This is a genomic window from Nostoc favosum CHAB5714 (assembly GCF_020829495.1).
Taxonomy (GTDB): Bacteria; Cyanobacteriota; Cyanobacteriia; order Cyanobacteriales; family Nostocaceae; genus Nostoc; species Nostoc favosum.
Genome location: NZ_JAIVFQ010000001.1, coordinates 247,357 through 261,464, shown reverse-complemented (window position 1 = coordinate 261,464; position 14,108 = coordinate 247,357). Strand labels below are relative to the sequence as shown.

Annotated in this window: 16 protein-coding genes and 1 pseudogene; 8 read left to right on the top strand and 9 right to left on the bottom strand. The window is 41.4% G+C overall.

Translation table 11 applies throughout. From position 1 onward, the window contains the following. The first annotated feature begins 397 nt into the window (after nucleotides 1–397). From LC586_RS01215 to LC586_RS01185, 7 genes are all read left to right on the top strand, one after another. Nucleotides 398–1,828 (top strand): form I ribulose bisphosphate carboxylase large subunit, encoded by a 1,431-nt coding sequence (locus LC586_RS01215; RefSeq protein ID WP_069072882.1) that lies wholly within the window; start codon nucleotides 398–400, stop codon nucleotides 1,826–1,828. Nucleotides 1,829–1,980: 152 nt separating this feature from the next. After that, on the top strand, nucleotides 1,981–2,388 hold the full coding sequence (gene rcbX, locus LC586_RS01210) for a RuBisCO chaperone RbcX (protein WP_229482575.1): 408 nt from the start codon (nucleotides 1,981–1,983) through the stop codon (nucleotides 2,386–2,388). Nucleotides 2,389–2,435: 47 nt separating this feature from the next. Next, nucleotides 2,436–2,774: a ribulose bisphosphate carboxylase small subunit gene (locus LC586_RS01205; RefSeq protein ID WP_229482574.1), complete on the top strand. Its 339-nt coding sequence runs from the start codon at nucleotides 2,436–2,438 to the stop codon at nucleotides 2,772–2,774. 178 nt (nucleotides 2,775–2,952) lie between these two features. Next, on the top strand, nucleotides 2,953–3,579 hold the full coding sequence (locus LC586_RS01200; RefSeq protein WP_229482573.1) for a GDSL-type esterase/lipase family protein: 627 nt from the start codon (nucleotides 2,953–2,955) through the stop codon (nucleotides 3,577–3,579). A 60-nt stretch (nucleotides 3,580–3,639) separates the two neighbouring features. Further along, nucleotides 3,640–3,864 (top strand): type II toxin-antitoxin system Phd/YefM family antitoxin, encoded by a 225-nt coding sequence (locus tag LC586_RS01195; RefSeq protein WP_229482572.1) that lies wholly within the window; start codon nucleotides 3,640–3,642, stop codon nucleotides 3,862–3,864. A 127-nt stretch (nucleotides 3,865–3,991) separates the two neighbouring features. Beyond that, a complete protein-coding gene (locus LC586_RS01190; protein WP_229482571.1) occupies nucleotides 3,992–4,270 on the top strand; it encodes a type II toxin-antitoxin system VapC family toxin in 279 nt (92 codons plus the stop codon). An 87-nt stretch (nucleotides 4,271–4,357) separates the two neighbouring features. Beyond that, nucleotides 4,358–5,632, top strand: a complete 1,275-nt coding sequence (locus LC586_RS01185; protein ID WP_229482570.1) for a RuBisCO small subunit-like domain-containing protein — start codon at nucleotides 4,358–4,360, stop codon at nucleotides 5,630–5,632. A gap of 278 nt (nucleotides 5,633–5,910) precedes the next feature. Here the strand turns inward: LC586_RS01185 and LC586_RS01180 are convergent, their stop codons facing one another. From LC586_RS01180 to tnpA, 6 genes and pseudogenes are all read right to left on the bottom strand, one after another. Continuing rightward, nucleotides 5,911–6,663: a hypothetical protein gene (locus LC586_RS01180; RefSeq protein WP_229482569.1), complete on the bottom strand. Its 753-nt coding sequence runs from the start codon at nucleotides 6,661–6,663 to the stop codon at nucleotides 5,911–5,913. Between the two features lie 341 nt (nucleotides 6,664–7,004). Beyond that, complete coding sequence (locus tag LC586_RS01175; RefSeq protein WP_229482568.1) at nucleotides 7,005–7,400, bottom strand: hypothetical protein; 396 nt, start codon at nucleotides 7,398–7,400, stop codon at nucleotides 7,005–7,007. 169 nt (nucleotides 7,401–7,569) lie between these two features. Then, nucleotides 7,570–7,815: a hypothetical protein gene (locus LC586_RS01170; protein WP_229482567.1), complete on the bottom strand. Its 246-nt coding sequence runs from the start codon at nucleotides 7,813–7,815 to the stop codon at nucleotides 7,570–7,572. A gap of 246 nt (nucleotides 7,816–8,061) precedes the next feature. Then, nucleotides 8,062–8,448, bottom strand: coding sequence for a C6orf136 family protein (locus LC586_RS01165; RefSeq protein ID WP_229482566.1), 387 nt, complete (start codon nucleotides 8,446–8,448; stop codon nucleotides 8,062–8,064). A gap of 73 nt (nucleotides 8,449–8,521) precedes the next feature. Then, nucleotides 8,522–9,085, bottom strand: coding sequence for a leucine zipper domain-containing protein (locus LC586_RS01160; protein ID WP_229482565.1), 564 nt, complete (start codon nucleotides 9,083–9,085; stop codon nucleotides 8,522–8,524). A 154-nt stretch (nucleotides 9,086–9,239) separates the two neighbouring features. Beyond that, a pseudogene (gene tnpA / locus LC586_RS01155) lies at nucleotides 9,240–9,646 on the bottom strand (IS200/IS605 family transposase). Nucleotides 9,647–9,727: 81 nt separating this feature from the next. Here tnpA and LC586_RS01150 point away from each other — a divergent pair. After that, entirely contained in the window at nucleotides 9,728–11,143 is a 1,416-nt protein-coding gene (locus LC586_RS01150) for an RNA-guided endonuclease InsQ/TnpB family protein (RefSeq protein ID WP_229482564.1), read from the top strand. A gap of 155 nt (nucleotides 11,144–11,298) precedes the next feature. Here the strand turns inward: LC586_RS01150 and LC586_RS01145 are convergent, their stop codons facing one another. The 3 genes from LC586_RS01145 to LC586_RS01135 all read right to left on the bottom strand — a co-directional run bounded on the left by LC586_RS01145 (nucleotide 11,299) and on the right by LC586_RS01135 (nucleotide 13,765). Beyond that, on the bottom strand, nucleotides 11,299–11,994 hold the full coding sequence (locus tag LC586_RS01145; RefSeq protein ID WP_229482563.1) for a HupE/UreJ family protein: 696 nt from the start codon (nucleotides 11,992–11,994) through the stop codon (nucleotides 11,299–11,301). A 93-nt stretch (nucleotides 11,995–12,087) separates the two neighbouring features. Continuing rightward, nucleotides 12,088–12,831: an SGNH/GDSL hydrolase family protein gene (locus LC586_RS01140; protein WP_229482562.1), complete on the bottom strand. Its 744-nt coding sequence runs from the start codon at nucleotides 12,829–12,831 to the stop codon at nucleotides 12,088–12,090. A 448-nt stretch (nucleotides 12,832–13,279) separates the two neighbouring features. Beyond that, nucleotides 13,280–13,765: a hypothetical protein gene (locus LC586_RS01135; RefSeq protein WP_229482561.1), complete on the bottom strand. Its 486-nt coding sequence runs from the start codon at nucleotides 13,763–13,765 to the stop codon at nucleotides 13,280–13,282. Nucleotides 13,766–14,108 lie beyond the last annotated feature (343 nt).

Below are 14,108 nucleotides of genomic sequence, written 5' to 3'. Positions count from 1 at the left end.
AAGGCGGGAATGTGTGCCAGCCAGGCCAATCCCCTGAATACCCCGATTTGTAGGGAAATTATCTAAATCAAGCCGCGAAAAGCGGAAGTTTTGGTGAAATTGAGAAGGTTTAGTTGGGTGCGAAAAAGAGGTAAAAAAGAATTTTGATTCGTAGGAAGAGGAAACAGTAGAAGCGCTAGGTCGTGTACCCCTAGAAGGGGATAACACTGGTGAGGAGGGCTACCACCGCTACCAAAGTGTCCGCCGCAAAAAAACTGTTACCCTTTGCCAAAAACAACCCCTAACAAAAATTTTTCCTGATCTCCTCCCCGATGAAGGGGGGAAAAATCGGGTGAGGGGAAGTTGCACAAAACGTGATTTGATAATTAACAAGAGTGATTTCAGGGAAGGATAAAATATGTCTTACGCTCAAACGAAGACTCAGAGCAAATCTGGGTATCAAGCCGGGGTTAAAGATTACAGACTAACTTATTACACACCCGATTACACACCAAAAGATACCGATCTTCTAGCTGCGTTCCGCATGACACCCCAGCCTGGTGTTCCTCCCGAAGAAGCAGGTGCGGCTGTAGCGGCTGAGTCTTCCACAGGTACTTGGACAACTGTGTGGACAGACTTGCTCACCGACCTCGATCGCTACAAAGGTCGTTGCTACGATATCGAACCAGTTCCCGGTGAAGACAACCAGTACATCTGCTACGTTGCCTATCCTCTGGACTTGTTTGAAGAAGGTTCTGTAACCAACGTGTTGACCTCAATTGTAGGTAACGTATTTGGTTTCAAAGCTCTGCGGGCACTGCGTCTAGAAGACATCCGTTTTCCAGTAGCTTACATCAAGACCTTCCAAGGGCCTCCTCACGGTATCCAAGTTGAGCGCGACAAGTTAAACAAATACGGTCGTCCTTTGCTGGGTTGTACCATTAAGCCCAAATTGGGTCTTTCTGCTAAGAACTACGGACGCGCTGTATACGAGTGCTTGCGCGGTGGTTTGGACTTCACCAAAGACGACGAAAACATCAACTCCGCACCATTCCAAAGATGGCGCGATCGCTTCTTGTTCGTAGCTGAAGCTATCAACAAAGCCCAAGCAGAAACCGGTGAAATCAAAGGTCACTACCTAAACGTCACCGCTCCTACCTGTGAAGAAATGCTGAAGCGGGCTGAGTACGCAAAAGAACTCAAAATGCCCATCATCATGCATGACTACCTCACCGCAGGTTTCACCGCCAACACCACATTGGCTCGTTGGTGCCGCGACAATGGTATATTGCTGCACATTCACCGTGCTATGCACGCTGTAATTGACCGTCAAAAGAACCACGGTATCCACTTCCGTGTATTGGCTAAAGCCCTACGTTTGTCTGGTGGTGACCACATCCACACCGGCACCGTAGTTGGTAAGTTGGAAGGTGAGCGTGGCATCACAATGGGCTTCGTTGACCTGTTGCGTGAAAACTACATTGAGCAAGACAAGTCTCGTGGTATTTACTTTACCCAAGACTGGGCTTCTCTACCTGGTGTAATGGCAGTTGCTTCTGGTGGTATCCACGTATGGCACATGCCCGCCCTGGTAGAAATCTTTGGTGATGACTCCGTACTACAATTCGGTGGTGGTACTCTGGGTCACCCTTGGGGTAACGCTCCTGGTGCAACCGCTAACCGCGTCGCCTTGGAAGCCGTTGTTCAAGCTCGTAACGAAGGCCGCAACTTGGCTCGTGAAGGTAACGATATCATCCGCGAAGCTGCCAAGTGGTCTCCTGAACTAGCTGTTGCTTGCGAACTGTGGAAAGAAATCAAGTTCGAGTTTGAAGCAATGGATACCGTCTGATCAAAAGTTAGGAGTTAGAAGTAGAGACGCGATTAATCGCGTCTGTACAAGAGTGTAAAGACGCGATTCATCGCGTCTGTTAAGAGTTAGGATTTGCATTAATTCATAACTCATAACTCATAACTCATAACTCTTCAGGGCTGGGGTCAAGCATGAATCTTAAGCAAATTGCGAAGGACACAGCCAAGACTCTCCAAAGCTACCTGACTTATCAGGCTCTAAGGACAGTACTGGCACAGCTAGGCGAAACGAATCCTCCATTAGAACTTTGGCTGCATAACTTTTCTGCTGGCAAAATTCAGAATGGTGAATCATACATTGAGCAACTGTTGCGAGAAAAACCAGATTTGGCTTTGCGAATCATGACTGTCAGGGAACACATTGCGGAAGAAATCATCGAATTTTTACCGGAAATGGTTACCACTGGCATTCAGCAAGCCAACATGGAACAGCGTCGCCAGCATTTAGAACGCATCACACGAATAGACGCATCTAACCCCAGTCTGCAACCAGAACAGCAAGCAACTTCAGATCCGAATTTGGATAATTTATCTAATTAGTTCGGTCAACCTAGTAGTCAAAAATCGCAACCCATTATCAAAAAGCTATGCAAACTTTACCAAAAGAGCGTCGTTACGAAACCCTTTCTTATCTGCCACCCCTGTCTGACGCTCAAATTGCCAAGCAGATCCAGTACATTTTGAATCAAGGTTACATTCCAGCGATCGAGTTTAACGAAACTTCTGAGCCAACAGAATTATATTGGACAATGTGGAAGTTGCCTTTGTTTGGTGCTAAATCCACTCAAGAAGTATTGAGCGAAGTTCAAGCATGTCGTTCTCAATTCAACACCAGCTATATCCGTGTTGTGGGTTTTGACAACATCAAGCAGTGCCAAATTCTCAGCTTTCTTGTTCATAAACCCAACAAAGCTAACAGATATTAAAGCAAGCGTTGCTCTAAGTAATTAGTTTATCTCCATAGGAGAGGTGGAATTATCTGCCTCTCCTATTTATTAGATTTTTTTTGAAACGCAGAGGGACGCAAGGGAAAACGCAGAGCAACGCAGAGAATAACTTGGCGTCCCTTTGTGTAAACCTCTGCGTTTTTTAAGAAGATAATAAATGGAATTACAGCATCTGCCGGAAGTAAGAATTTGCTTTGTTGGTGACTCTTTTGTTAATGGTACTGGCGATCAAGAATGTCTTGGTTGGACAGGAAGAGTATGTGCTAATGCTAATAAAAAAGGTTATGACATTACTTACTATAATTTAGGAATTAGGCGTGATACGAGTACTGATATATCAAAGCGTTGGTTACAGGAAGTATCACTGCGATTACCCAAAGAATATGATGGCAGAGTTGTATTTTCTTTTGGATTGAATGATACAACATTAGAAAATGGTAAAACTCGTGTGGATTTGGCAGATTCTATCAAAAATGCCCATGAAATTTTAAGTGAAGCTCAAAAGTTATACCCTGTTTTGATGGTTGGCCCTGCACCCTACGCAAAACAAAAAGATAGTCAAAGAACGAACATAAATACTGATTTATCTAAACAGTTTGCTTTAATTTGCAATGAATTGAATATACCTTATTTAGACGTTTCTCCGATATTAGAAAAATCAAATATCTGGATTAATGAAGCAAGAGCCAATGATGGTGTTCATCCTAGAGCAGGCGGTTATGCAGAATTTGCCCAAATCGTGGAAAATTGGGACGCTTGGTTAAATTGGTTTCCTCTGACTTAATCGAGCATTCAAAGTTAGGATAGTGGTAGCACCTGATTTTTATATCCAAAGGTGGTAACTATGCAACAAATTACTCTAGCTGAAGCATCTCAAAACTTACCTGACTTAATTGAAGCAGCACTCAGTGGTGAGGAAATTATCATCATCAAAGATAATCAACCTTTGGTGAAGTTAACTCCTGTGTCGCAACTTAAACACCGTCCTAAGTATGGTAGTGCCAAAGGACTTGTAACAATATCTGATGACTTTGATGAACCACTAGAAGATTTTAAGGAATATATGTAATGAGGCAGCTACTGGACACTCATACTTTTATTTGGTTTGTGATGGGTGATCCAAGAATCAGCGTTAGTATGCGATGGCGCAGAGCGCCCGCTAGAAGCGATCGCAAATTGAAAATAATGAAAATCTATTGAGTATTGCTAGCGTTTGGGAAATGGCAATCAAGCACAGCATTGGTAAACTCAACTTTGGTCTGGCTTTTAACGAGTTTATCGAACAGCAAATAATTAGCAATGGTATTGAATTACTGCCAATCACCATAGATCATATTACTGTTGTTGCTACACTATATTTACATCACCGTGACCCATTCGACCGACTTTTAATTGCACAAGCACTCGTAGAAAATATACCTATACTGAGTGCTGATAAAATTTTTGATGCATATCCAATAAGACGTGTATGGTAGCGTTGCTTTTCTACCAAAAGATAAATAAACAGTTATCACCAAAAAAACTTAACATTACTTTAAGCAGTGCTAGGCAAAGATAATTTTATGGGTTACTACATCGCTCCCCGCTTTCTAGACAAACTGGCTGTCCACATCACCAAAAACTTTCTAAAACTTCCTGGCGTGCGAGTCCCCGTGATTTTAGGTATTCACGGACGCAAAGGAGAAGGCAAAACATTTCAATGTCAATTAGTCTTCGAGAAAATGGGTATCGAAGTGACTAACATATCTGGCGGCGAGTTGGAAAGTCCAGATGCAGGAGATCCGGCGCGGTTGATTCGGCTACGCTATCGGGAAACAGCAGAACTGATCAAGGTACGCGGCAAAATGTGTGTACTGATGATTAACGATTTAGATGCAGGTGCTGGACGCTTTGATGAAGGCACTCAATATACTGTAAATACGCAGTTGGTGAATGCCACACTGATGAATATTGCTGATAATCCCACAGATGTGCAGTTGCCTGGAAGCTATGATTCCACACCTTTACATCGTGTACCGATTATTGTCACAGGTAATGATTTTTCCACCCTCTATGCACCGTTAATTCGGGATGGACGGATGGAAAAATTTTACTGGGAACCAAACCGAGACGACAAGGTAGGAATTGTCAAGGGGATTTTTGAATCGGATGGGCTGTCACAGAAGGAAGTTGAACAGCTAGTTGATACTTTTGTCAATCAGTCCATTGACTTTTTTAGCGCTTTGCGATCGCGCATTTATGACGAACAAATCCGCAACTACATCCATCAAGTAGGTTTTGAGCAGGTATCCTTGAATGTGGTTAATAGCGTTGAAGGGCCACCAGAATTTAAAAAGCCAGATTTCAGGCTGTCTCACTTAATCGAGTCTGGTAACTTCCTCGTTGGTGAACAAAAACGGGTGGAAAATTCCCACTTGGTTGATGATTACAATCGACTCAATCGAGGTAGAAATTCTCAATCTGCACCACCTCCTGCTGTAACACCAATTAATCAGCCATCAAGCAATGGTGCAACTCAAGAAGCAAAAACTAATGGATTCCAAAAACAGGAAGCATCGAGTACCCATTTGACCCTAGATACACAAGCTCAAATTAGGCAATTATTGTCTCAAGGTTACAAAATTAGCATTGAACACGTAGATGAACGCCGCTTCCGTACAGGTGCTTGGCAAACTTGTGTTCATAGCCACATCGATGCAGAGTCTGATGCAATCTCAAATTTGGAATCAACTCTGACAGAATATAGCGGTGAGTATGTGCGTTTGGTTGGTATTGATCCAAAAGCCAAGCGGCGGGTGGTGGAGACAATTATTCAACGTCCGAATGGGAAAAATTAGTCATTAGTCATTAGTCATTGGCAAAAGAAAGTGGGCGGTTTCAATCCGGTGAGGTACGGGTATGCAAATAGACCTAACCCCCTAGCCCCCTTCCCGAAGCGGGAAGGGGGAAAAATTCAAAGCCTCTCTCCTTTTAGGAGAGAGGAATGGAAGTGAGGTCAAAATTGTACTTCACGCTTGTCGAGAACCGTTATAATTCAAACCATGTTCTCTGACGGGGTAGGTTCTCTTGGACTAATGACTTTCGCGTTGCGGTTTGATAGCTGAATCATTACCCTTTAACTACAGGTAGGAGCTGAAGCCGAGTTTACCTTTGTTAAATCGCCAGTAAATACTGCTGTGTATTGATAAGGTGATGAACCAGTGCAAGTCATGGAATTTGTATTAGCGCCACGAGGAGTCCACCATGACTTTGCCTGCACAGTCAAATTTGTCCCATTCCATGATAGATTTTGGACAACTAAAGAGTTCGTTTGTCCATTATCCGCCTTTTTGGCAGTTAAAAATGTGGCATAGTCAACCTCGCCATTGGCTGGATTAATCCGGGCTATAACTGCGACTTTTGGCCCGCCTCCGCTACCATAGCTAGACAACCAACGCCCAGTTGCAAAGCGGCGAAAATCATTACCAGTCTGACTACCAGTGGAGGAGTAAACGCCATATAAAACATTGCCCCCATCCCAATATAATCCGTAACCTGTACCGTCGTCATTCGTTGTTTCGTAATCAGTTCTACACCATGATTTGATACCACTATTGAAACGGATTGTCACAGGGTTTTTGTTATTAGATGAGACTTGCTGATAACCAATGTAAATGGCTGTACTTCCATAAACTACTCTGGGGCCATTTTTAGCAATGATAGTCGCTTCACTATCATTGCAACTGAATGTTACACCATTACCGATAGATGAATTTACCGTCTGGGCAAAAGCTGGAGGAGCTTTTTGTGTGATTACTAAATCAGCTACTAATACTACAGATAAAGAGAAAGCTGCCAAATACTTCTGCAATTTGTGAGAATAAATCATGGTAAAAATCTGCCGAGAAATTGTCAGGAAAAACACCGTATTACTATAAGGTCTAATTAGAAATTAGACAAGCAAAATTGTTGAAACTCGCAGATTGCAACATTTTCGACATCACCAAAAATGAGACTATACTACAAAATGCATAAGATAATATGCATGGTATTGCATGATATTAACTGTATACAAACCTTGCTTATTAAAGAGCATCAGCGAATAGAATAAATTGCGAGCGCAGTAGTCAACAACAAATACTTTTAATAAACAAGTAGCGTTTGTTCATTCTCCATGTCCCTTGCTAAAAGCTTACTTCGCCTCTGCTTTCTGCCTTGCGCCGTGGTGTACTAGGCGGTTTTAGCATTCTCATCTGATACTTCTCCTGCACCAGCTTTCAGGCGGCTTAACCTGCTTTTGCGGACACGTTCGCTATCACGAATACCACCCGCCATCTCATATTCGCTGCTGTTTTTGCCATACTTAAAAGCAACGCCTCTGACCATCTTATCTGTAAGATTGCTCAAGGTTTTTTCCATCTCATCAATTTTAGTTTTTGAAGAGTCAATCATAGCTAGAGCGAGGTTATAAGCATCAAGCATAGTGCGTAACTGCTCAATTGATTTAGTCAGATTTTGCAAATCGCAATTATCGCCAAAATCCATGTTTGAATCTATTGCTTTCAGTCCAGCGGATCTCAATTCAGCTTTTTCTAGAATCCGGGATGTACGTTTTGGACGGGGCATATATATATTCGTTAGAGAGGGTTATAGAGCTAGTTTGACTTAGTAAAGCTGTTTTCTGCTTCAGTAAAATTCGTGAATAATTTTATTTGTTATAAAACTAATACTTAAATATAAGTAATTTCTCTTAATTACGATATTGCACCTACTTTTTTGGACGATTGCTTTAATGTTAGTGATGAATGTTGCGATGTTGATTATGAATATCACGATGTTGATGATGAATATCACGATGTTGATGATGAATATCACGATGTTGATGATGAATATCACGATGTTGATGATGAATATCGTGACGTTGATGATGAATATCGTGATGTTGATGATGAATGTTGCGATATTCATCATAATGGCTTCTGATGGAAGTGCGTAGACGCATAGCGCAAAGCCGGAGACTCTGAAACTCCGGGCTTGTCATTAGCAGTCCATGTGCGAGGTACACTTTCAAGATGGAAAAAAGCTAGCGTTAGAGAGAGTATTTCTACTTAAGAAAACTACGCTTGGGTTAAGACTTGATTTTGCCTAACCCTCCTTTTTACAACAATTTTTAGGTAATTAAGCCATAGTATAGGGTAGCACAGTTAGCTGTGCTACCCTACAGAAAATTGTGATTCAAATAGATGAAAAAGGCTGTAAGGAGCGAATTAGAGCAAGCCTTAATTGTTTACATTTTTGCAGCAAATAAATGCTGCTTCACCACATCTAAGCGTGAACAATTCCAATAATCGACATGGGAGACAATCAAACCATCAGAGTTAATACCTAATTCACTCCAACCAGGAATAGAGATTCGTGGCTTCCAGGGGAGAGGAGTATTCCAACTGAGTGTCCACTCAGTTTTTATTGTGTCTCCTAAACGTTGAATGTTATGTAAGTCCATTTTGGGATTTAAAAACACAGTCTCGATGAAATTAATCATCTGTTTGTAACGTTTAACGCCACGAAATTTATTTAGTGGATCTTGAAAATAAACGTCTGGAGCGTAAATGCTGTAAGTTTGATTTACTGGGAATCTTTGGTAGTCTTCTTTGAGGATTTCAATGATATCCATGATAAATAGATATATCTGTAAATTGGTTATATGGAAACGTGGCGCGGATATAAATCCTTATTAAAAATTGAAATCAACCCTCATTCCATAAACGTTCTAACTGACGCCGCCAAGCAGCTAGAACTTCTTCTCGCGCCTCTGAGCTTTGATTTATATCGCCCATCACTCCTTCTGCGTAAAAGCGTTCCAAGCTTTGCATAGTAGCTTGTAGAGATTGCCCTTGCTGTTTTGCTGCCTGAATAATTTGCCGGATACGGCTTTCAATTAGTCGATTAAAGACATTATCTAATCCAGCCTGATGGAGAGATACAAGTCGGTTGATTGCATTGGACAAATCTGCACCCACTAAAGTGCTACTGTTATGTTGAAATACTCCCCAAATTACCCCTTCAGATAAAGCGTAACGTACTTCCTGAGTGTCATCAAAGTTGGCTTCTAGGAACTGTCCTAAAAATGGTTGGGCTTCTTGGATAGGCACAATAGGTAGTAAAACTCGCAACCAAGTATTATCTTCGGAAAGCAGCACCAACAGCCGAAAAGCTGAAGTGTCTACTTGCCACGATCCAGGAGCGCTCGTACCAACAGCCGATGTGCCAAATAATTCTGTTAGCGTAGCCGCAATTTCTTCAGATGTCATAAGCTTTTTTTGAGATATAGCCTCTAGATTAGCGCAGAGGTGCATCAGCTTATAAGGGAAATGCTGAAAACCCCTGAGAAACAGCAACGCAGTTGCGTATTTCGTACTTCAGGCTCTTGATGAAAGCTAATAACACCCTGAAGGGTGTTCTGATTTAATCTTTTTGGTGCGCTATATACTCTATTACATTTTTAGTAGAAATATTCCCGGCAGTGGAAACAAAATAGCTGGGTGTCCACAGAGTCGGAAGTTTAAGCAATTCTGGAAACTCTAATCTTTAAATGATGAGAAGCCCGTCCTTTAATTCTGTTCATGATTTGGGACGGGTTGTCTGTTGGTTTCACATTCAAAAATAAGTGAACATGGTCAGGCATGATTTCCATTGCAACAATTTTCCACCTAAACTCAAAAGCAAACCTCACAGATAATTTCCTGTAGTCTTTCTGCTATTGCATCTACTAACACTTTCTTCCTGCGCTTGGGGATAAAAACAAAGTGGTAGTTGAGTAGTGATATAGCGTTTCCTTCATGTCTATATTCATCTGGAGAAAAACTTCCCATACTTCTGTAATTACTGATTGTGTTTTGTATGTATATAGTGTATATTCAAATAAATCAATCAACAAAAGGAGGTGATAGTATTTGCTAACAAATTTTTATTTTAAGCTCCGTCCTAACGTCACTCAGGAGAACTTAATGAGTGGATGGGTAGATATGCTCCGCTCTACTTACAACTGGAGTTTAGCTGATAGAATAACCCAATATAATCAGCAATTCATTCAAGGGGATTTTTGCGATATCAGAACCAGGGCAGAAGCCTGTCCACTGACTTGTTTTGTTAGCAGAAATGGGGCAAGCGGAGAACCTTGGAAGGATGCTAAAACCGACAAGGATGGCAAACTTAAAAACCCACGGCGTAGCGCCGGAGATATACAAATAACGGCATTACCAGAGTTAAAGAAACGTGCACCTTGGTTTAGTCAAATTGACTCTACAGTGCTACAACAAAACGTAAAACGTCTTGATGCTGCCTACAAAAACTTCTTTGAGGGTAGAGGGTTTCCCAAGTTTAAAAACCGAAGTAATTTTACGTCCTTTACTTACCAGATGGGTGTCAAAGTTCAGGGGAGTAAAATCTATCTTCCTAAGTTAGGATGGATGCGTTTTTTTAACTCCCGCTCAATACCGAATGGATTTACCATCAAAGCTGCTACGCTTCGTAAACGTCAGGATGGTTGGTATGTCTCAATCAGAATCGAAGATAAAAGCATTCCAGATTACATACCAAAACCATTGAATGAGGTTGAGTCTGTCCTTGGTTGTGACTTAGGAATAACCAAACTTGTTCACTTGTCGGATAGGTATCAAATTGATAATCCTAAATTCTCAACTAACAAAAAAGCGAAACGCACTCTGAAAATCAGGCAGAGGCGAGTTAGCAGAAAAGTAAAAGGTAGTAAAAATCGTAAAAAAGCAGCCAACAAGTTAGGACTTTTTCATAAGAAGATTGTAGATAAAAGAACAGCATACCAGTGGCGTGTAGCTAATAAGATAGTGTCTAGGAATGTTGATGCTATTGCTTTAGAAGATTTAAATATTACTGGGATGCTGAAGCGTTGTCAGGTAAAAACTGATGAAACAACTGGAAGATTTTTAAAAAATGGACAATCAAGAAAGAAGGGTTTAAATCGGGCTATCTCTGATGCAAGCTGGGCTGAGTTGATTTTGAAGATTGAGTATCTCGCTGTAAAGCAAGGAAAAGTTGTAATTAAGATCAACACTTTGCACTCTAGCCTTAAATGTAGAAATTGTGGGCATATTGATAAGTCTAATCGTGATGGTGAAAAGTTCATTTGTGCAGAATGTGGATATCACGAACACGCTGATATTGGTGCTGCAAAAACAATTAGGGATAGAGGTTTGGAAATAGTACGCGGGGACTCTGCGAAACTTGCTGTTAAACAGCTAAACGCCCAAAAGGTATCACCACACTCTAAGAGCAAACGTGGTGAGTTTGGGAACCTGTGCAAACAGGATATTAAGATTGCAAAGTCTTAAGAATCTCCTCGCCTAAAGGCCAGGAGAGTGTCAATCACTAAAACCCTGTGCTACTTGCTTGCTGGACAATTTTCAGTCTGAAGACGTAGTGGGGGCGTACAGCTAAGTGTACGCCCCCACAAATGAATGTATTCCACTGAATTGAAATATTTTATTTAGATTATCGAATTCCTCAAAAACACGATGCCGATCGCACAAAAAGCGAAGCCAGCAATGCTAATTTTCCAGGGTAAAATTTGGTCTATTTCTCCCATACCCATCGCACTACCAATTTCCCTAGCACTCATGGCAACCGCAAACAGAGTTAAGGTCATGCCTAGTATATAGGCAATTAATGGCATCATTCCTGCCCCAATAATAGATTCAGCATCAGCGTAACCCTGAAATAAACCAGCACTGACACCCACCAGAGCAAGTACTATAAAGTTTGGTTGATTTGGCAGCATCAGCATAGTACCAAAAACGATGGTAGAAATGGCGATGGCTGCGCCCGCCGTTGGCATCGCTATTTCTATGCCTGGTAAATTTAGCTGAAATAAATGAATCACAATCCCCAAAACTGTTGCTAAGACAAAACATCCAGCGATCGCAGCACCACGAACAAACACAGATGAGAGTAAGCCAATAGCAACAATACCAACTAAACAATCCAAGCCAATTACTGGATCTGCCAATCCCCAGAGAAAGCCTTCCCAGCAGTTAGAGATGGTATGGTTAACTGGTGTTCCACTCAATGAACTCAGTAAGCTAATTAAAATTAAAACTGCGATCGCCCCAATATGGCGATGCATTAACCTCAAGGTGTAAAATTCCCCCAAAGCATGGGATTGTGATAATTTAGTTTTGAACATTGCCATCTGCCAAATTAGTTTTTTCGGTAATTTATACTACCCACATACCCAAAAAAACTAACGTGGTAATCACGCCAGATTACACCAGCTTCATCAAATCTTTCTGACGATGTACTCAACCAAATTTTCAATTATTTCAGCATCTGTTTCACTTAAACTTTCCAATTCAAGTCTGTTGCCCTCTTGTGGGGTACTAAACTGGCTACTGTATATACGACGACTTAATCCTACCGCACTATGCTGGTAAAATATTGTATAAAATACACATGCTGCTACGTATGAGCCTATAGGACTAGGGTGGCTTTGATCCGGACTATAAAGGTTCAATTTCGGATTAGCTTCCTGAACTTTTTGCCAAGCTATTCCAACAGGTGCAACTTTGGCTTTCAATTCTCTAGCAATTGTCATGTATGAATCGGTCAATATCTGTTGCGTTTCTGGTTGATTTTGCTTTGCCCAAGTCAAGTAGAATACTGTTTGGGAATTTACTCGCTTGATTTCGGCATCAAACAGACTGGCGTACTTGTACATTTCCTTGGGATTGGTAATCGGTAAGGTACTTTGCTCTTGAAGTACTACGTAATCCCATCGTTTCGCTTTCAATAGCTTGAGTGCTTTACCACCTTTCCAGTGGCTTTTAAGGGTAGCTCCACCGACCACAACCATTTCAGTTTCGAGCGTTCTAGTTTCTTTTGCCGACTCAGCCAACTGTTGTGTCAACCAAGGAAGGTCATTGACATAGGTATAGCTGTTGCCAATAAATAAAACTCTGATTGTCTGCTGTTGAGTTTCTTGGAAGGAATTTACCTCAACTGGTTTCCCTATAAGGCTAAACAAAGCAATTATCAAAAAGAGGAATAAACATACATATACTATCTTTGTGCTTATCATAATCCCTGAGACTTTTGCAGCATAACTTATTTAGGACTAGCCCTTTCAAGGTGGCCAACGAAGATACGTTGTTTCAGTGCTACCGTCTTGAATCCTCCGCTCAGATTTTGGGCTTTTTGAAGGTTGAAATAACCAATTCTCGTTCTAAATTTCACCACATTGAAAGGGCTATTATTTAGGACTTACGCATTGACAAGAAATAGCAAATATAGATCAAGTTTAGAAACCACATCTTTCGTAAGGGCACAGCATTGCTCATTGGTGTCAACTTATAGCGGTTCCCATTCAGATGCGGTACAACATTATATCGCCAGGTGTAGGGGCACGGCAGTGCCGTGCCCTTACCGATGTACCTCACATAAACAATAACAATTGGACTTTGGACAAATGACAATTAGACATCAAAATGATATGATACAGCCCCTTCTTCGTTCACCTTAAAGTTTGCATTGAAGTCTTTAGCTTTTTCATCTAAATATTGCCTAGCATGGGCTGCGGGTAATTGTGACTGCATGGCAAAGCCTAATACAGTTATGCGCCCATGATTTTCTTGTAGCATTTTATAAAAAATCGATTGCAGGCGATCGCTAACTTGTTGATTAAGGGCTTTTTTCTCCTGTCGGCTTTGACGGTATAATCCCAATGCTAACCATGTACCCAGTGTTAGGGTAGGAATACCAAAAATTAGACGTTCTACCGCAGTATTATCAATTACAGGGGTATTTGTTGTTGAGAACTCAATCGAACCATCCCAAGCTAAGGATAGCGTGATTGATTTTTCCATAGTCGTTTTATTAAATACCTCTGCCGCTGATAGAGTTACAAACATGAATCCCATTGTCAGTAGCCAAGCTGCGGCCAATTTTTCAGCAGTTTTCATAGTTCCACTTCAAATTTGAACTTTGCTAGCGATTTTAACCTGACTTTCGCAAAGGTTCCAATATATCAATCTACTCCTGACGATAGTTTTGTCAGCGCTTCTTCTATCTTCTTCAGTCCTTTCTCGATACCATCTAGGCGCTTACGGTTCTCCCACTGTTTATTTGTCACGAAGGAAAGCGATCGTATTAAATAATATCATGTCCGCATAATTAGTTATGCTAACCACAGTCATTACACCCCACCCCCAACCCCTAAGAGCTTGCGGGGAGGGGAGACAAAGGGTAGCTTTGGCGGGGTGGGGTTCTTCGGGTTTAATAAGCAATCAAGCGGACATGATATAA

Bases quoted from the DNA above. Each gene is read 5' to 3' on its own strand.
- LC586_RS01215 (WP_069072882.1), top strand. From the start codon at position 398: ATGTCTTACGCTCAAACGAAGACTCAGAGCAAATCTGGGTATCAAGCC.
- rcbX (WP_229482575.1), top strand. From the start codon at position 1,981: ATGAATCTTAAGCAAATTGCGAAGGACACAGCCAAGACTCTCCAAAGC.
- LC586_RS01205 (WP_229482574.1), top strand. From the start codon at position 2,436: ATGCAAACTTTACCAAAAGAGCGTCGTTACGAAACCCTTTCTTATCTG.
- LC586_RS01200 (WP_229482573.1), top strand. From the start codon at position 2,953: ATGGAATTACAGCATCTGCCGGAAGTAAGAATTTGCTTTGTTGGTGAC.
- LC586_RS01195 (WP_229482572.1), top strand. From the start codon at position 3,640: ATGCAACAAATTACTCTAGCTGAAGCATCTCAAAACTTACCTGACTTA.
- LC586_RS01185 (WP_229482570.1), top strand. From the start codon at position 4,358: ATGGGTTACTACATCGCTCCCCGCTTTCTAGACAAACTGGCTGTCCAC.
- LC586_RS01180 (WP_229482569.1), bottom strand. From the start codon at position 6,663: ATGATTTATTCTCACAAATTGCAGAAGTATTTGGCAGCTTTCTCTTTA.
- LC586_RS01175 (WP_229482568.1), bottom strand. From the start codon at position 7,400: ATGCCCCGTCCAAAACGTACATCCCGGATTCTAGAAAAAGCTGAATTG.
- LC586_RS01170 (WP_229482567.1), bottom strand. From the start codon at position 7,815: ATGACAAGCCCGGAGTTTCAGAGTCTCCGGCTTTGCGCTATGCGTCTA.
- LC586_RS01165 (WP_229482566.1), bottom strand. From the start codon at position 8,448: ATGGATATCATTGAAATCCTCAAAGAAGACTACCAAAGATTCCCAGTA.
- LC586_RS01160 (WP_229482565.1), bottom strand. From the start codon at position 9,085: ATGACATCTGAAGAAATTGCGGCTACGCTAACAGAATTATTTGGCACA.
- LC586_RS01145 (WP_229482563.1), bottom strand. From the start codon at position 11,994: ATGTTCAAAACTAAATTATCACAATCCCATGCTTTGGGGGAATTTTAC.
- LC586_RS01135 (WP_229482561.1), bottom strand. From the start codon at position 13,765: ATGAAAACTGCTGAAAAATTGGCCGCAGCTTGGCTACTGACAATGGGA.